We start from the raw sequence: 17,780 nt of genomic DNA on the forward strand, positions 1-17,780 counted from the left end.
CGTGCCGCCGGCCGAAACGCTGGTGCTCGGGGCCGGCAGCGTCGGCGCGCAGGCGACGGCGGTCGCGCTCGGCATGGGGGCGAGCGTTCTTGTCGCCGACCGCAATCCCGAGGCGCTGCGCCGGCTGGAGACGCGCTTCGGCTTCGCCGCCCGCACGATCTATTCGACGCGCGCGGCCATCGCCGAATCGATCAAGCGCGCCGATCTCGTCATTTGCGCCGCGCTCGCGCCGGGCGCGAAGGCGCCGATCCTCATCACGCGCGACATGCTCGCGACGATGAAACGCGGCGCGGTGATCGTCGACGTCGCCATCGATCAGGGCGGCTGCTGCGAAACCTCGCGGCCGACGAGCCATTCGCATCCGACCTATGTCGTCGACGGCGTCGTGCATTATTGCGTGACCAATATGCCAGGCGTTACGCCGCGCACCTCGACTTTCGCGCTCAACAACGCCACCCTGCCGTTCACGCTCGCGCTGGCCAACAAGGGTTGGCGGCGAGCCTTGCAGGACGATCCGCATCTGCGCACAGGGCTGGAAATCTCTGGCGGCCGGGTCTTGTCGCCGCCGGTCGCGGCCGCGCATGGCCTGCCTTTATCGCCCGAACTCAATGTATTGGAGGCGATAGCAAGCGCTTAAAGTATAGAGTGCGCTTGAGCTTTGCGCGGCGCTCGGGGCGCGTTGCGGCGAAATAGCGCGCGTCCCCCCGCGGCCTTTGCGCCCACAAGGCCCGCAAGGCCGGCGCGCCGCGATATGGCGCTGTTATAATTCCAACCTACCTAACGACCGCGCGCTTTTGCGACGGGCTTGGACGCTTTTATCCCGGGCGCGCAATTGTTAGACCAGGACATGAGAAGCGGTTGCGGGCATGATGGCCGGGCGCCGACACATTCGAACGGAAAGGCAGGCTTGAGGCATGAGCGCGAAGGGGGACCACGAACCCGCGGGCAACCGGAAACCGCCGGCGCGGGGAGACGCGGTTTCGGCGCGCGAGGAAGCTTCGACGAAAGCCAAGGCGTCCGCGAAGGCTAAGGCGCCCGGCGCGGCGAAGGGGGCCGTCAAGACCAAGACGCCGCCGGCGGCCAAGCCGAAAAAAAGCGTCGCCGCCGAGGCGCCGGCCAGCGCCGCCCCGAAGGCGCAAGCGCCCGCCAAAGCCGCCAAGGGGCCAAAGAGCGCCAAAGGCAATGGCGCCGCGCCGGCCGCTGCGACGCCGCTCGCGCGCGCGGGCCTCGGGACGGCCGATTTCGAGACCATGGCGGAAAATCTGGCGCAGCTCGTCGATCAGGGCCGCAAGGCGCTTGCCGCGGCGATCGGCCGCGCCGCCGATCCGGGAGACGCGCGCAGCGAACTCGCCGCCAATGTCGCCGATGCGACGAAGACGCTCGGCGTCGTCGCCGAATATTGGCTGGCGCAGCCCGAGCGCGCCGCCGCCGCCCAGGCCGACCTTTACAACGGGCTCACCGAAATCTGGAGCCAGACGCTGCGCCGCTATGGCGGCGAGGATGTCGCGCCGGTGATCGCTTCGGACGCCTCCGACAGGCGTTTCGCCGCGCCCGAATGGCGCGAGAATCCTTTCTTCGACTGGCTGCGGCAAACCTATCTGCTCGCCTCGCGATGGGCGGGGGATCTCGTGGAGAAGACCGAGGGCCTCGATCCGCAAGTGAAGGCGAAGGCCGCCTTCTATACGCGGCTCATTTCGAGCGCGGTCTCGCCCTCGAATTTCGTGCCGACCAATCCCGAACTCCTGCGCGCGACGATCGACGCCAAGGGCGAAAATCTCGTGCGCGGCCTCAAAATGCTCGCGGAGGATATTTCCGCCGGCGGCGGCGTGCTCAAAATCCGCCAGAGCGCCGACGAGCAGTTCCAGCTTGGCGTCGATATGGCGAACACGCCCGGCAAGGTCGTCTGGCGCAACGACGTGATGGAGCTCATTCAATATGAGCCGACGACGGCGGAGGTCTACGCGCGCCCGCTGCTCATCGTCCCGCCCTGGATCAACAAATTCTACGTGCTCGATCTCAATCCGGAGAAGAGCTTCGTGCGCTGGGCCGTCGAGCAGGGCCTCACCGTCTTCATCATCTCCTGGGTCAATCCCGACGAGAGCAAGGCGGAAAAGGGGTTCGAGGCCTATATGCACGAAGGCGTGCTGACCGCGCTCGACGTGATTGAAAAAGCGACCGGCGCGCAAAAAGTGGCGACGGCCGGCTATTGCGTCGGCGGCACGCTGCTCGCCATGACGCTCGCCTATATGGCCGCGATTGGCGACGACCGCGTCGACAGCGTCACCTTCTTCGCGACGCAGGTCGATTTCTCCGACGCCGGCGATCTGCAGATTTTCATCGACGAGGCGCGCCTCGCCGCGCTCGACGAGAGCATGGCGCGCACCGGCTATCTCGAAGGCGTGAAAATGGCCAACGCCTTCAATATGCTGCGGCCCAACGAACTCATCTGGAGCTATGTCGTCAATAATTACATGAAGGGCGTCGAGCCGGCCGCCTTCGATCTTCTCGTCTGGAATTCCGATTGCACGCGCATTCCGCGCGCCAATCATTCCTTCTATCTGCGCAGCTGCTACCTCGAAAACCGGCTCGCGCGCGGCGAAATGGTCATCGACGGCGTGCGGCTCAATCTACGCCAGGTGAAGATCCCGGTCTATGAGCTTGCGGCGAAGGAAGATCATATCGCGCCGGCGCAATCGGTGTTTCGCGGCGCGAAATTCTTTGGCGGCGACGTGACCTATGTTCTCGCCGGCGCGGGCCATATCGCCGGCGTCATCAACCCGCCCTCTAAGCACAAATATCAATATTGGACGGGCGGCGAGGTCAAAGGCCGTTTCGTAGACTGGATCGCCGGCGCGCAAGAGATCAAGGGGTCCTGGTGGCCGAACTGGCTCGCCTGGGCGACGGCGCAGGCGCCAAGAAAAGTCCCGGCGCGCAAGCCCGGCGGCGGCAAGCTCAAGATCATTTGCGACGCGCCGGGCGACTATGTGCGGGTGAAGGCGTAGCGCGCGCTTACGCGCCGCCGGGAATGAGGCCCACCCGCTCGATCAGCCAGTAAACGCCCGCGAGCGCAATGAGCGCGGAGACGACATAGACGAGCTTGTCGCTGCGCTTGCCCCCCGTGCGGCTGTCGATGAAGAATAGGAGCGGCAGGATGGGGAGGACGATGGCGATCTGTCCGACTTCGACGCCGATGTTGAAGGCGGCGAGCGCTGGCACGACGCCGCTTTGCGGCACGCCCATTTCGGTCAGCGCCGAGGCGAAGCCAAAGCCATGGATGAAGCCGAAGAAAAAGGTGTTGCGCCAGCGATTGTCCACGTCGCGCGAATAGAAATTCTCGACCGCGACGAAAATGATCGAGGCCGCGATCAGCGCCTCGACCAATGTCGAGGGCAAGGTGAAGATATTGAGCGCCGCCAGCGACAGGGTGATCGAATGCGAGATGGTGAAGGCGGTGACGATTTTCACCACCGGCCAGACGCGCGTCGCCCAGAGGATCAGCGCGAAGAGGAAGCAGAGATGATCGTAGCCGGTGACGATATGTTCGACGCCCGCGAGAAGAAACTTCCACATCAATTGCGCGGTCGTCTCCAACGGCTTTGAGAGGTCGAGCGCCGGATCGCTCGGATAGAGCATGGTCTGGCCGGCGTTTTCCGCTCCTTCGAGGGTCACGAGATGCTTGCCCTTGGCGCCCTGGGCGGCGAGGAGCTTTGTCGCATCGTAAAAAATCGTTCCGCTCGTTCCGCCGCAGTCGAAGCGCAAGACGATGAGCGCGCTGTCCTCATTGGTCGGGTCTTCGCCGGATTTCTCGATGCGGCTCACGCAGGCCCGGCCTGTCGCGTCGCGCATCGCGACGCGCTTCTCCACGAATTTCCCGATCTCGGCTTCGAGCGCGCCCGGCGCGGAGAGATCGACGTCGGCGCGCTCACGCATCGTCTCCTGAAACATGCGTTCGAGATCGGTGGCGAGAAAGCCAATGTCGACGACATAGACGCGACCGTCGTTGGGGACGATTTTGCCGGTGGAAATGTCCGGCGTATGCGCGAGCGCCGGGACCGCAAGGCCGACGCAGAACAAGATTACGGCGGCCCATCGCTTCATCGACCCGGTCATGCGCGCTTCCTCTGTCTTTTGTTTTTTGGCCCGGCAACATGCCAAAGGCGGCTCTCCCAAACAAGACAGCATAAGCGCAAGCGTTTGGCTTTCCGGCCCGCTTTTAGTATGACGTAATATATCAGAGTTCATACGCGGGCGCTTTCGGCGCGGCGTTTACGGAGCGCGCGAGCGATGACGCTTACGAGACTATTTGTCGCCGTCTTTCTGTCGGCCTTCCTCTGCGCGGGCGCGGCCTTCGCCCATACGGCCGATATTTCGAGCGGACGCGTCGTTCCCGAGGGAGAGGGCCAATATCGCGTCGATGTCGGCGTCTTGGGGACCGACGTCGAACGCATGTTTCAGGAGACGCAATCGGAGCGCGCCGGCGTCGATCTTTCGCCGCCTGGCGTGCTAGAGCAGGAGATCGGCAAATTCATCGAGCGCCGCGTGCAATTGCGAAACGCCGAGGGCGAACTATGCAAGAGCAGCATTATTTCCGTCGGAGAGGACCCGACCAATCCCTATGACGCCAAGATCGTCTTGCGCTTCGACTGCAAGGGCGTCGCCGGTCAGATTTTCTACGATCCCGGCCGATTGCTGAGAACGCAGGGTCCGCGCGGCAGGCATCTCCTCGGGATTGGCGAAGCGCCGGATCAGGCGCAGCTCACAGAGGCGCAGCGCAAGGGCGCGGAGCCCGCGCCAGGCCAAGCGATGATCTTTGCTTCCGACGGTCCGGTCGATTTGTCGAAGCCGCTGCTCTCCCCATGGGAGCTTGCGCCAAAATTCTTCGAGGCTGGCGTCGAGCATATCATGACCGGCTACGATCATCTCTGCTTCCTCATCGCCGTCATGCTGTGGGCGACGCGCGTCTGGCCGGTCGTCAAGATCGTCACCGCCTTCACCGTCTCGCATTCGGTCACGCTGTCGCTCGCGGCGCTGCAGCTCGTCAATCTACCGAGCTATTGGGTGGAGATCGCCATCGCGCTCTCCATCATCTATGTCGCGGTCGAGAATTTCTTCACGCGCAAGATCGAGGGACGCTGGCACGACACCTTCGTCTTCGGCTTCATCCATGGCTTCGGCTTCGCGAGCGCCCTCACCGAACTTGGCCTGCCGCAGCGCGCGATCGTGCCGGCGCTCGCCTCCTTCAACATCGGCGTCGAAGTCGGGCAGATCGGCGTCGTGCTTGTCGTTCTGCCGCTGCTGCTCCTGATCGATAAAATATTCACGAAAGGCGAGCGCAGCCCGCGGCTGGTGCAGGCCCTCTCCGCGATCATCGCCTGTTTCGGCGCCTATTGGCTGTTCGTGCGCCTCGGCGTTATAAGCTAGAGATCGCGCAGGGCGGTTTTCGAGCGCGCGGAATTTCTTGATTCTTCCGTTTGGCCGCCGCGCGAACAGCCGGAGCCGATAAGATGCAGCGCGTGACCATAACGATCGACGAAGAACTGATGAGCGCGCTCGACCAATATATGGAGGCGGGCGGGCATCAGAACCGTTCGGAAGCCGTTCGCGATCTCGTGCGTGCGGGCCTCTTGAAAAAGCCCGAAAAGGACGACGGCGCGCGCGCCTGCGTCGCGGCGCTGGTCTATGTCTATGATCACGAGACCCGGCAATTGTCGAAACGGCTGATGACCGATCATCACAGTCACGCCGACATGTCGATCGCGACGCTGCATGTCCATATGGACGAGGCGACCTGTCTCGAAGTCTCGCTCCTGCGCGGCCAGAAGTCCGATGTCGAGCATTTCGCGAGCCATGTCATCGGCGAGCGCGGCGTGCGCTACGGGCAGCTCGTCGTCGTCCCGGCCGACGCCGAACAGGGCGAGAAACTGCTCCCGCACGGCCACGCTCACGAGAGCGGCCACGCCCACCGGTCGAATTAACTTCCGCTTAACTGTCTGTTGCAAAATGGCAACGCCTGAAACAAATCCTTCACCGGCGATTGACTCCCGCGCGTCGCGTAAGACAACTTTGAAAAAAATTCACAACTAGCGCACGCTGGGGAGTCCGTGAATGAGCCGCCGCCTCGCGACTATTTCTTGCATCGCCATGGGCGTCGCGCTCGGGAGTCATGCCGCTCTCGCGCATAACGTCGCTTTGCCGACGATCGACGTCGGCGGCAAGCGGCGCATGGTCTCCGTCCCGCATGTTCATACCCCGTCGGGCCCCCGCGTGATCCGGTCCGCGTCGTCGCCGGTCGTCGCCGCGGTGAGCCCGCCTCCGGCGGCGCCATCCGGTCCAAAACCGCCGCCGATAACCTCATCGAGCGAGAAATTCTTCACCGGCGCGGAAGTCAATGCGCTTCCCTTCAAACAGGCTGGCGAGGCCTTGGAGATCGTGCCGGGCCTTGTGGTGACGCAGCACAGCGGCGACGGCAAAGCGAACCAATATTTTCTGCGCGGCTTTAACCTCGATCACGGCACCGACCTCGCCCTTTATCTCGACGGCATGCCGCTCAATATGCGCACCCACGGCCATGGACAGGGTTACGCGGACGCCAATTTCCTCATTCCCGAGCTTCTCTCCTACGTATTGGCCCGCAAAGGACCCTATGACGCGCAGGACGGCGACTTCTCCTCCGCCGGCTCGATCTACATGCAATATAAGGACAAGATCGATAAGGGCTTCTATCAGTTCACCGGGGGAAGCTTCGCCTATGGGCGCGCGCTCGCCGTCGCGCCCTATGAGGATTTTGCCGGCGGCTCGGCCTATGGCGCCGTCGAGGCGCAATATTACAACGGTCCCTGGGAGCGCGGCGATAATCTGCGCCGGATCAACAGCGTCTTGCGGTGGGCGCGCGGCACGCAGGAAGACGGCGCGGCGGTGACCTTTATGGGTTACGGCAACAGATGGTATTCCACCGACCAAATTCCGGAGCGCGCGGTCTATATGGGGGTGAAGTCGCTCTGGGGCACGCTCGACGCCACCGACGGCGGCGACACCACCCGCTTCTCGCTCTCCGGCCGCTGGAGCCAAACCGACGGCAATCATTATTCCCGCGTCGAAGCCTATGTCATGCATTCGACGCTCGATCTCTACAACAACTTCACCTATTTCCTCGCCCATCCGGACCTTGGCGACCAGTTTCGTCAGTTCGACCGGCGGACCATGGCCGGCGTCAACGCCCAGCATGCGATCAAATGGGACAGTATGGGCCTTCCGGTCGAAACCCGCATCGGCTTGCAAGGTCGTTACGACGACATTCGCTTGGGGCTGCAGGAAAGTTTCCGTCGCACGCCCTTTGACACGGTGCGCAACGACGCCGTCGGCGAGGGCAGCATCAGCCTCTGGACCGACACGACCGTGCGCTGGACGCCATGGCTGCGCACAGTGACGGGCGGACGCTTCGACTATTACAACGCCAATGTGAATTCGCTGCAGAGCTTATGGGGCTCGCCGGTCATCGCGACCAGCGAAGGGTTTCCGGCCTTCCTTTGGACGGGGCCGTTCAACAGCAATTCGAAGGACGCGGCGCTGTTCAGCCCCAAGGCGTCGATTATCGTCGGGCCTTTCCAGAAGACGGAATTCTATTTTAACTATGGCGAGGGCTTCCACTCCACCGACGCGCGGGGAACTGTGCAGAGCCTGTCGACCTCGGAACTGTCCGACTCTGACGGCTTCGTGACGGTGGCGCCCATTCCGCTTCTGGTGAAATCGCGCGGCGCGGAGATTGGCGCGCGGACGAAATTCATCGAGGGGCTCGATTCGAGCGTGAGCTTCTTCTGGCTCAATCTCGATTCGGAGAACCAGTTCGAAGGCGACAGCGGCACGACGACCTTCGGCCGTCCCAGCCGCCGCTACGGCGTCGAACTCGCCAATCACTACAGCCCGACGTCCTGGATTCGCTTCGATGGCGACGTCGCGCTCGTGCATGCGCGTTACCGCGGCGTCGATCAGTTGCAGGCTTTCGCCTGGCTCGACCTTATTACGCCGGAGACGCTCCCTTATGGGACGTTCCTCGGCAACGCGCCTGGCAATTATCTGCAAAATTCCGTCGCGATAACCGCGCTGGGCGGCCTGGAGCTGGGCGAAGCGACAGGCTGGTTCGGCGCGCTGAAATATCGCTACGTGGGCTCGCGCCCGCTGACGGAGGATGGCTACATACAGTCGCCCGTGACGGGAACGATGAACGCGCGTCTGGGCTATCGTTGGACGGACGGCTGGCGGTTGCAGCTCGACGCATTCAACATTTTTAATTCGCGCTCGGACCAGATCACCTATGGCTACGGCTCGCTGTTGCCGACCGACCCGCTTTACCAGCAGTGCGTCAATGGAATCGCGCCGGGCGCCGTCTGCGCCGTCGGCGTGATGGACCGGCATTTCAAGCCGGTCGAACCCCCGGCCGTGCGCGTGACCTTCAGCGGGCCGCTGAACTTCGACGCGGCGCCCAATTTCGCCGCGCCGATCTCGGGGCTGGCGGATTGAGGGGAGGGACGCCTCCCGTTTCGGGTTAGTTGGCCAAGCCTCGGAGATTGCAAAATGCTTTCATAATTTGATTCTTTGAAATCAATATGCAATTATCCTCCAACTTTTAGGAGGGACCACATGGCGACCGCGGTTTCCCGGGTCATTGACCATCTGCGCGAAGACGGCGGCCTGCAGGGCAAGGATATCGCCAATATCGTCGCGGTTTCGCCGGCGACGGTGTCGCGCTGGTCGAGCGGCAAAGCGACGCCGGATTTGCGCACGCAGACGGTGATCGCGGAACTGCGCTATGTCGTCGACCGGCTCGCCGATTTCTACTCGCCGGAGGAGACGCGGCTGTGGCTGCATGCCAGCCATCCGATGCTCAAGGGCGAACGCGCCATCGATCTCATCAACGCCGGCCGCACCCAGGAGGTGCTCGCGGTGATCGATGCGCTCGACTCGGGCGCTTATGTGTAAATGGCGGATCGCCGCGCCCGCGATCTTGCGCTTCTCGACGCCATCGACGCTTTCAAGCGAGAGCCTTTCGCCCAGCCCGTCTGGCGCGTGGCGCGAGAGGGACGAGAGCCGATGCTCGGGGCGGCGACCAGCAGCCGTTGGTGCGATGGAGCCTTCGACGTGATTTATACGTCGCTCGAGCGCGACGGCGCGCTCGCGGAAATCCATGCGCTGTTGAGCCTACAGCCCGTATTCCCGTCGAAATTGCGCGCCTTCGTCCATAAATTGGCGATCGACGCCAGGGCGACGCTGCGGCTGGCCGATCCGCCAACGCTCGCCAAGTTCGGCGTGGACGTTGAGCGCTATCGCGAGCGCGACTACGCGAAAACGCAGGCGATCGCCGACGCAGCCTATTTTCTCGGCTTTGACGGGCTGATCGCGCCGAGCGCGCGCTGGGACTGTCTCAACGCCGTGCTTTTCACCGACCGCATTGCGCCGGGCGGGATCGCCATAGTCGAGACCGAAGCGCAAGCCGTCGATTGGGACGCATGGCGCCGCGCGCGCAAAAGATGATGGCGAAGGCTGCTTGCCTTAAGTGGATATCGGGTAAATCTGGGATCGCCTCTGTTCGCGTCGCCGAGCGATGATAAAAAGCCTCTTTAGGGTGTCCGATTCATATGCGCTTCTCGCCTTCCTTCCTCGACGAAATTCGGGCGCGGCTGCCCGTCTCCGAGGTCGTGCGCCAGAAGGTGAAGCTCAAGAAAGAGGGCAGGGAGTGGCGCGGCCTCTCGCCCTTCAACGCCGAGAAGACGCCCTCCTTCTTCGTCAATGACCAGAAGGGCTTCTTCCACGATTTCTCTTCCGGCAAGCATGGCGACGGCTTCGCCTTTCTGATGGAGACGGAAGGGCTCTCCTTCCCCGAAGCCGTGGAGCGGCTCGCCGCGCTCGCCGGGCTTCAGATGCCCGTAGAAACGAAGGAGCAGCGCGAAGCGGACGAACGCCGCGCGACGCTTGGCGAAGTTTTGGAGGCGGCGGCGGCCTTTTTCGAAAAACAGCTCGCCGGCGCCGCCGGGCGCGAGGCGCGCGCCTATCTCGACGGCCGGCAGATTTCCGCGGCCGCGCGCGAGAAATTCCGGCTCGGCTTCGCGCCGCCCGAGCGCCATGCGCTGCGCGACCATCTCGCCGCCAAGGGCGCGCGCGTCGAGACCATGATCGAGGCGGGCCTCCTCGTCCATGGCGAGGACATCGCCGTCCCCTACGACCGTTTCCGCAATCGCGTGATGTTTCCGATCTGCGACCGCGGCGGCCGCGTCATCGCCTTCGGCGGGCGCGCGATGGAGAAGGACGCGCAGGCGAAATATCTCAATTCGCCGGAGACGCCGCTCTTTCACAAGGGCGCGACCCTCTACAATCTCCACAACGCCCGCAAGGCCGCGCATGACGCCGGAACCGTGATCGCGGTCGAAGGCTATGTCGACGTCATCGCTTTGACCGCCGCGGGCTTTCCTAACGCCGTCGCGCCGCTCGGCACGGCGCTGACGGCGGAGCAATGCGGCCTCCTGTGGCGGATGGCCGAGGAGCCGATCCTCTGCTTCGATGGCGATAAGGCGGGGCTCAAGGCGGCGTTTCGGGCTGTCGATACGGCGTTGCCGCTCATCGGCCCGGGAAGGACTCTCCGCTTCGTCCTGCTGCCGGACGGCCAAGACCCGGACGAACTGCTCCGGGCCGCGGGCCCGACGGCGGTGGCGGAGGCGCTGGCGAGGCCTCTCCCGCTCGTCGATCTTCTCTGGATGCGCGAGACCGGGGGAACCCCGCTCGATACGCCCGAGCGGCGGGCGGCGCTCGAGCGGCGCCTGCGCGAGATCGCGGGGGCCATCGCCGATGAGACCTTGCGGCGCCATTACCAGCAGGAGCTCGCCGACCGGCTTGCGCGTCTCCTTGGCCGTGGCCGGGAGGGAGGCGGCGGGAGGAGTCAATTCACGCCGCGCCGACGGGATTGGCGCGGCGGCGGCGCGCGCCCTTCCGAGGGGCCGCCGCTGCGCATCGGCCCCTCGCTCGCCAATTCCCCGCTGTTTCGCGGCGCGCCTGCCGCCCTGCCGCCGCGCGAAGCGCTTATCCTGCTGATTTTAATAAATCATCCAGATCTCCTTGGCGCCCGTACGGACGACCTTGCGACCATCGATCTCGCATCCGCCGAAGCCGCCGCCCTCAGGGACGCGCTGCTGCGCTGGGTCGAGGGCGGGGGCGGCGACAGCCTCGACCTTCGCCGCTATCTCGCGGACGCAGGGCTTGACGAGGCGGTCGCGCGGCTTCAAGGCATGGCCGCTCATGCGACGCTCTGGAGCGTTCGGCCCGACGCGGCGAGCGCCGACGCCGGGGAAAGCCTGCGACAGGCTTTCGTCTTGCATCGCCGGTCGTCGGCGTTAAATAGGGAGTTGCGCGCGGTCGAAGCCAGGCTCGCCCAAAATCCGAGCGAGCATGATTCCGCGCGGCTGAGGGATATTCAAACCCAGTTGTCCGCGCTAGATGGCGCAGAAGCGGCGGTGGAGGGCTATGGCGCCCTCTCCGGCCGCGCGTCGCGTAATTTGTGAGTCCGCCAGGTCGCAGCGCCATGGCGGGAGGGGATGGTTAGCGCGTCTTTAAGCGGGCGCGCTGAGATTTGTTTGCGGACGAATCGGGCTCCGCCGCCCGGCGCTTCCGCATGCGACCCTTAAAGGAGCGTCGGCGGCCTCCCAGGGTTTTAGAGGGATCACACGCGCTTTGCCGGGTTCGGGCGACCGATCCGGTAAAAGACGCACGGAGCTATTGGATGGCGAAAAAAGACGAAGAAAAGGTCGAAAACGAAGCAGGCGCCGCCGACGCCTCCGATGGGCCGCTTCTCGATCTCAATGACGCCGCCGTCAAGCGGATGATCAAGCTCGCCAAGAAGCGCGGCTTTGTGACCTATGCGGAATTGAACGCCGTGCTGCCGTCCGAGGAAGTGTCGTCGGACCAGATCGAGGACGTGTATGCGATGCTCTCCGAAATGGGCATCACCGTGTCCGAGGGCGACGACCCCGACGATGTCGAGACCGAAGAGCAGGGCGCGGACGAAGAAGAGGCGGAGGGGGGCGAACTCGTCGAGAGCCCGCGCGCGACCGCTGTGGCGACGCGCGCATCGGAGCCCGCCGACCGCACCGACGATCCCGTGCGCATGTATCTGCGCGAAATGGGTTCGGTCGAATTGCTCTCCCGCGAGGGCGAAATCGCCATCGCCAAGCGCATCGAGGCCGGCCGCGAGGCGATGATCGCGGGCCTGTGCGAAAGCCCGCTGACCTTCCAGGCCATCATCATCTGGCGCGAGGAATTGGAGGCGGGCAAGGTTCTGCTGCGCGACATCATTGACCTCGAAGCGACCTACGCCGGCCCCGACGGCAAGGCCACCGCGAAGCCGGCCGAGGAAGCGGCGCCGCCGGCCGCCGAGTTGGCGCCGGCCACCGCGCCGCGCACGCCGCCGGCCGGACTTGGCGAAGAGGCGCCGCCCGTCGAGGAGGCCTTCGAGGAAGAAGACGATCTGGAAAATTCCGTGTCGCTTTCGGCGATGGAGTTGGAGCTCAAGCCGAAAGTGCTGGAGACCTTCGCGCGCATCGCCGACGCCTATAAGAAGCTGCGCCGCCTCCAGGACCAGAATGTCGAAAACAAGCTCAAGAACGAGACGCTGACGCCGGCGCAGGAGCGCAAATACAAGACGCTCAAGAAAGAGATCGTCGCCGACGTCAAATCGCTGTCCTTGAACCAGAACCGCATCGAAGCCCTGGTCGAGCAGCTTTATGACATCAACAAGCGCCTCATCGGCTATGAGACGAAGCTCTTGCGGCTCGCCGACAGCCATGGCGTCGCGCGCGAGGATTTCATCGAAAAGTTCCACGGCTCCGAGCTCGACCCCAAATGGGTGATGCGCGTCGCCAAGCTCGGCTCGAGGGGCTGGAAGGAATTCGTCGCCCGCGACAAGGACCGCATCAAGGATCTGCGCGCCGACATTCACGCGCTTGCGACCGAGACGGGCTTGGAGATTTCCGAGTTCCGCAAGATCGTGCATATGGTGCAGAAAGGCGAGCGCGAAGCGCGCCAGGCGAAGAAGGAAATGGTCGAGGCGAATTTGCGTCTCGTCATCTCCATCGCCAAGAAATACACCAATCGCGGGCTGCAATTCCTCGATCTCATCCAGGAAGGCAATATCGGCCTGATGAAGGCGGTCGACAAATTCGAATATCGCCGTGGCTATAAATTCTCGACCTACGCCACCTGGTGGATTCGCCAAGCGATCACCCGCTCCATCGCCGATCAGGCGCGCACGATCCGCATCCCGGTGCATATGATCGAGACGATCAACAAGATCGTGCGCACCTCGCGACAGATGCTGCATGAGATCGGGCGCGAGCCGACGCCCGAGGAGCTTTCCGAAAAGCTCGCCATGCCGCTCGAAAAAGTGCGCAAGGTTTTGAAGATCGCCAAGGAGCCGATTTCTCTCGAAACGCCGATCGGCGACGAGGAGGATTCGCATCTTGGCGATTTCATCGAGGACAAGAACGCCGTGCTGCCGATCGAGGCGGCGATCCAGTCCAATCTGCGCGAGACGACGACGCGCGTTCTCTCCTCGCTCACGCCGCGCGAGGAGCGCGTGCTGCGCATGCGCTTCGGCATCGGCATGAACACCGACCATACGCTCGAAGAGGTCGGCCAGCAGTTCTCGGTGACGCGCGAGCGCATCCGCCAGATCGAGGCGAAGGCGTTAAGGAAGCTGAAGCATCCAAGCCGGTCGAGGAAGCTTAGGAGCTTCCTGGATAATTGACGTCCTGCCCTGAAGCGCGGGACGTCCTATGGCGCGGGCATAGGGCCGGCGACGGAGCAAGCATAGAGCATGTTCATCAATCATCGATTCTTGAACATCTCTATGTTTACGCGTCGACATATTCCGCGACGGCGCTGGGCGGCGGCACGGGCAGTCCATCGGCTTCAAGCCCGTCAATGTGGAATCGGATAGCTTCTCTGAGCTCCCGCTCCACTTCGGCGACTGTCTGCCCTGTCGCGATGCAGCCAGGCAAATCCGGCACATAGGCCGAATAATTGCCGCCTGCCTTCTCGATCACGACCGCGTACCGCATCGCTATTTCTCCTTCAGGCCAGCCTGTTTGAGAATGCTGTTCAGCGTTCCCGGCGAAATATCGTCTGACGCTTTGCCTGCAACCGTCGCTCGTCCAGCTTTTGTCGGGTGTTTGAACTGCCTATGGCTGCCTCTTGTGGCGACCAGGAACCAGCCGTCCTTTTCCAACAAGCGGATTACGTCCTTTACTTTCATTGCGCCGAAAAGCCTATTTATATCTGAATATCATACTATATTTTCGTCCTGCTCTATCCGCGAATTTTTCTTCGTATCCGGCGTCGTCGCATAGACGATGAGCGAGACGAAAATCGCCGCGCTCGCATACCAGTAGAACCAGTTTTCGTGCCCTCGCGCCTTGAACCAGAGCGCGACATATTCCGCCGAGCCGCCAAAGAGCGACACGGTCGCCGCATAAGGCAGGGCGACGCCGGTGACGCGGATCGCGGCGGGAAAAAGCTCCGCCTTCACCACCGCGTTGATCGAGGTGTAAAGCGCGACGATCAGCCAGGCGCAGCAGATGAGCGCGAAGGCCGCCCATGCGCTCCGCGTGTTTTGAATCGCGGTCAGGAGCGGCGTCGTGAGGATCGTCCCCAGCAGACCGAAGGCGATGAGCATGGGCCGACGCCCGATGCGATCGGACATCACGCCGTAAATCGGTTGCAGGAGAAGCGCGAAGAGGAGCGAGCCGGCGGAGATCCATGTCGTCTGCGCATCGCTCAATCCCGCGGAGAGCTTGAGGAATTTCTGCATATAGGTCGTATAGACATAAAAGGCGATGGTGCCGCCGAGCGTCAGCCCGACGACGATCGCTGTCTCCCGCTTATGCGCGAGTAGCGCATGCAGCGAGCCGCGTTCCTTTTCCGCCCGAGAGGCTTTGAAAGCGTCCGTCTCCACAAGGTCGCGGCGCATGACAAGCGCGACGACGGCAAGCAAGGCGCCGAAGGCGAAAGGAATGCGCCAGCCCCAGTCGCGCAGGGCGTGCGCGTCGAGAAGAACATTCTGCAGGAGGAGCAGCACGCAAAGCGCGAGCAATTGCCCCGCGATCATCGTCACATATTGAAAGCTCGAATAGAAGCCGCGCCGCTCAGGATGCGCCATCTCCGCGAGATAGGTCGCGCTCGATCCATATTCGCCGCCAAGGCTCGCGCCCTGCAACAGCCTTGCAAAAAGCAGAATCGCCGGCGCCGCCGCGCCGATCGTCGCATAGGTCGGAACGAGGGCGACGATGAGCGAGCCGAGGCACATCAGCAGCACGGAGAGCATCAGCGCCTTGCGGCGGCCGCGTCCGTCGCCGATGCGTCCGAATATATAGGCGCCGACGGGCCGCATGAAAAACCCAAGCGCGAAGACGCCCGAAGCCGACATCATCTGCGCGAGGGGGTCGTCGCCGGGGAAGAACGCCTCGGCGAAATAGAGAGAGAAGGCGGAATAGACGTAAAAGTCGTACCATTCGACCAGATTGCCGATCGAGCCGACCACAATGGCGCGCAACCGCGCCGCCTCGCTCCTCAGTCCGACCGCCGCCCCGCCGCTGTCGTTCATCATCGCCGCCTAAACCAATTGGCTGGCGACGTTCACCATGAGCGCGAGGATGGTGGTGTTGTAGAAGAAGGCCACGATGCCATGCGTCGCCACGAGCAATCTCATGGGCCCCGAACAGGTTTCGACGTCCGCGGTCTGGAAAGCGACGCCGATGACATAGGCGAAATAGAGAAAGTCGATGTATTGCGGCGTCTTCGTATTCGGAAAATGCAGGCCGCCTCTGGCCTCCGGCGGTTCGCCCGCATCGCGCTCCTCTTCGAAATAATATTCGTGGGCATAATGAAACGCGAAGGTCAGATGCAGGAACAGCCAGGAATTCAGCACCGTGGCGAGGGTGAGCGCCACCGCGCCGCCCTTTTCCCAGCCCTGCATGGACTTTACCGAACCAAGCTCGACGACGACCGCGCCAAAGGACGCCGTCGCGATCGCCGTCGTCAGCAGCAGCATGGCGAAACGGCCCTCGTCGAACTGCTGCGCCCTTTCACGGATCGTGTGATGCGTGGCGCCGGAGACGAACATGGCGACGAGCGCGAAATAACACAGCACGACCGCATTCCACGCGACGAGCGCGCGCGCGACCGGCTGCATCGCGTCCGGCAGGGAAAATCCCACAGCGAGACCGAGCGCAAGGCTCAGGAAGAGCTGGGGTCGCGCCCGCATCACGCGATAAGGCGCCAGAATTGGCGAAGGGCGGCGCGGCGCCTTGACGTTTCCGCTTGCGCCCATGGCGCGCTTCCTCAATTGCGCCGCGCGGCGACAAAGCGCGCGGCCTCCGCGAGTATGGCGGTCGCCTCGCCCAATCCGGTTTCGCGCAGCGCCGCCGTCGCTTCCTCGACAAGCGCGTCGCGCCGGGCGCGGGCCGCGTCAAGGCCAAGCAGCCCGACGAGCGTCGCCTTGCCGCGATCGGCGTCCTTGCCGGCGCGTTTGCCGAGCGCCGCCGTGTCGCCCTCGGCGTCAAGAATATCGTCGGCGATCTGAAAGGCCGCGCCGAGCGCTTCGCCATAGCGCGTAAGCGCCCGCGCCTGATTGGCTGCGGCGCCGCCGAGAATGGCGCCCGCGTCAACGGCGAAGCGCAACAGGGCGCCCGTCTTCATCGCCTGCATCCGCAAGGTTTCGTCGAGCGTAAGCGGCGTCGCCGCGGTTTCGGCTTCAAGATCGAGGGCCTGGCCGCCGACCATGCCGCCAAGGCCCGCGGCGCGCGCCAGGGCGAGGACGAGCGCCGCGCGCACGCCGGCGTCGGCATGCGTCGCGGAATCGGCGATCACGTCGAAAGCGTAAGTCAGAAGGCCGTCGCCGGCGAGAATGGCCGTCGCCTCGTCGAAGGCCTTATGCGTCGTTGGCCGGCCGCGGCGCAGATCGTCGTCGTCCATCGCCGGCAGATCGTCATGGGCGAGCGAATAGCAGTGGATCATTTCCAGCGCGCAGGCGGCGCGCAGCGCGCTCTCGCCGGTGACATCGAAAAGCCGCGCCGATTCGATGACGAGAAAGGGCCGCAGTCTTTTTCCCCCGCCCAGCGACGCATAGCGCATCGCGTCGAGAAGCCGCGCCGGGCGCGTCACTTCGCCGGGGAGGGCCGCCGGCGCGAGCAGCGCGTCGAGCGCGGCTTCCGTCGCCTCGGCGGCGGCGTCCAGGCGGCGGCGGAATTCCTCGGCGCGGGCGGCGTCGTTCATGGGCCTTTCGTCCTCTTATGAATAGTGGCCGCTGCTCTAACAAATTTGCGGTCCGACCCCAAGCGCCGCGCCTTTGTCGCGGAGCGGCTAAAAATCGTCAAATTTTTGGCCTTTTCCGTCATTATCGGCGGGGCGAGGCTGGGCGCTGTTGTATTTTTGCGACAGCTATGGATGGCGACTTTCTCTAAGCTCCGCAGGGCCCCTTAACGGCTCGCGACTCCAAGCGAACGTGGGCCGGGGCGTCGGCCATCGGGCGACGCATGGCGTATCGGTCCAAGAGGCGTTGCGGTTCCAAACCCCGGCATGATCCTGCATCCTTTTAAGGAGAGAGGCATGAAGAAGATAATCTTGCTGACGACCGCCCTTGCTTTGGCCGCGCCGCTCGCGGCCTGTTATTCTCCTGGCGAGCGCGCCGCGGGCGGCGCGGTGATCGGCGGTTTGGGCGGAGCGGGCATTGGCGCGCTGGCGTC

The 17,780-nt window shown here is 63.8% G+C and carries 15 protein-coding genes; 9 read left to right on the top strand and 6 right to left on the bottom strand.

The features are described from left to right. A partial coding sequence (locus V3H18_RS14765) for an alanine dehydrogenase (RefSeq protein ID WP_332082834.1) occupies positions 1-637 on the top strand: 637 nt, incomplete at its 5' end. A 277-nt stretch (positions 638-914) separates the two neighbouring features. Next, positions 915-3,002 (top strand): PHA/PHB synthase family protein, encoded by a 2,088-nt coding sequence (locus V3H18_RS14770; RefSeq protein WP_332082835.1) that lies wholly within the window; start codon positions 915-917, stop codon positions 3,000-3,002. A 7-nt stretch (positions 3,003-3,009) separates the two neighbouring features. Here the strand turns inward: V3H18_RS14770 and V3H18_RS14775 are convergent, their stop codons facing one another. After that, the gene (locus tag V3H18_RS14775; protein WP_332082836.1) at positions 3,010-4,110 is read right to left on the bottom strand and encodes a HupE/UreJ family protein; all 1,101 of its coding nucleotides are present in this window, start codon (positions 4,108-4,110) and stop codon (positions 3,010-3,012) included. 174 nt (positions 4,111-4,284) lie between these two features. Here V3H18_RS14775 and V3H18_RS14780 point away from each other — a divergent pair, with 174 nt between their 5' ends. From V3H18_RS14780 to rpoD, 7 genes are all read left to right on the top strand, one after another. After that, entirely contained in the window at positions 4,285-5,421 is a 1,137-nt protein-coding gene (locus V3H18_RS14780; RefSeq protein WP_332082837.1) for a HupE/UreJ family protein, read from the top strand. Positions 5,422-5,504: 83 nt separating this feature from the next. Then, positions 5,505-5,975 carry a nickel-responsive transcriptional regulator NikR gene (gene nikR, locus V3H18_RS14785; protein WP_332082838.1) on the top strand — a complete coding sequence of 157 codons (471 nt, stop codon included), beginning with the start codon at positions 5,505-5,507 and terminating at the stop codon, positions 5,973-5,975. A 130-nt stretch (positions 5,976-6,105) separates the two neighbouring features. Then, on the top strand, positions 6,106-8,517 hold the full coding sequence (locus V3H18_RS14790) for a TonB-dependent receptor (RefSeq protein ID WP_332082839.1): 2,412 nt from the start codon (positions 6,106-6,108) through the stop codon (positions 8,515-8,517). 120 nt (positions 8,518-8,637) lie between these two features. Then, positions 8,638-8,976, top strand: coding sequence for an antitoxin Xre/MbcA/ParS toxin-binding domain-containing protein (locus V3H18_RS14795; protein ID WP_332082840.1), 339 nt, complete (start codon positions 8,638-8,640; stop codon positions 8,974-8,976). Next, entirely contained in the window at positions 8,977-9,528 is a 552-nt protein-coding gene (locus V3H18_RS14800; RefSeq protein WP_332082841.1) for an RES family NAD+ phosphorylase, read from the top strand. Between the two features lie 104 nt (positions 9,529-9,632). After that, positions 9,633-11,546, top strand: a complete 1,914-nt coding sequence (gene dnaG / locus V3H18_RS14805; RefSeq protein ID WP_332082842.1) for a DNA primase — start codon at positions 9,633-9,635, stop codon at positions 11,544-11,546. A 218-nt stretch (positions 11,547-11,764) separates the two neighbouring features. Continuing rightward, positions 11,765-13,786 (top strand): RNA polymerase sigma factor RpoD, encoded by a 2,022-nt coding sequence (gene rpoD / locus V3H18_RS14810; RefSeq protein ID WP_332082843.1) that lies wholly within the window; start codon positions 11,765-11,767, stop codon positions 13,784-13,786. Positions 13,787-13,892: 106 nt separating this feature from the next. On the opposite strand, the gene V3H18_RS14815 is transcribed toward rpoD, so the two are convergent. The 5 genes from V3H18_RS14815 to V3H18_RS14835 are packed head-to-tail and all read right to left on the bottom strand — an operon-like array spanning position 13,893 to position 17,310. Further along, entirely contained in the window at positions 13,893-14,099 is a 207-nt protein-coding gene (locus V3H18_RS14815; protein WP_332082844.1) for a type II toxin-antitoxin system HicB family antitoxin, read from the bottom strand. 2 nt (positions 14,100-14,101) lie between these two features. Then, entirely contained in the window at positions 14,102-14,293 is a 192-nt protein-coding gene (locus V3H18_RS14820) for a type II toxin-antitoxin system HicA family toxin (protein ID WP_332082845.1), read from the bottom strand. 30 nt (positions 14,294-14,323) lie between these two features. Beyond that, the gene (locus V3H18_RS14825) at positions 14,324-15,640 is read right to left on the bottom strand and encodes an MFS transporter (RefSeq protein WP_408631792.1); all 1,317 of its coding nucleotides are present in this window, start codon (positions 15,638-15,640) and stop codon (positions 14,324-14,326) included. A gap of 9 nt (positions 15,641-15,649) precedes the next feature. Next, positions 15,650-16,366, bottom strand: a complete 717-nt coding sequence (locus V3H18_RS14830; protein ID WP_332082847.1) for a DUF1345 domain-containing protein — start codon at positions 16,364-16,366, stop codon at positions 15,650-15,652. Between the two features lie 11 nt (positions 16,367-16,377). Continuing rightward, positions 16,378-17,310 (bottom strand): polyprenyl synthetase family protein, encoded by a 933-nt coding sequence (locus V3H18_RS14835; protein ID WP_332082848.1) that lies wholly within the window; start codon positions 17,308-17,310, stop codon positions 16,378-16,380. Positions 17,311-17,780: the final 470 nt, after the last annotated feature.

The organism is Methylocystis borbori (genome assembly GCF_036576025.1).
GTDB classification, from domain to species: domain Bacteria; phylum Pseudomonadota; class Alphaproteobacteria; order Rhizobiales; family Beijerinckiaceae; genus Methylocystis; species Methylocystis borbori.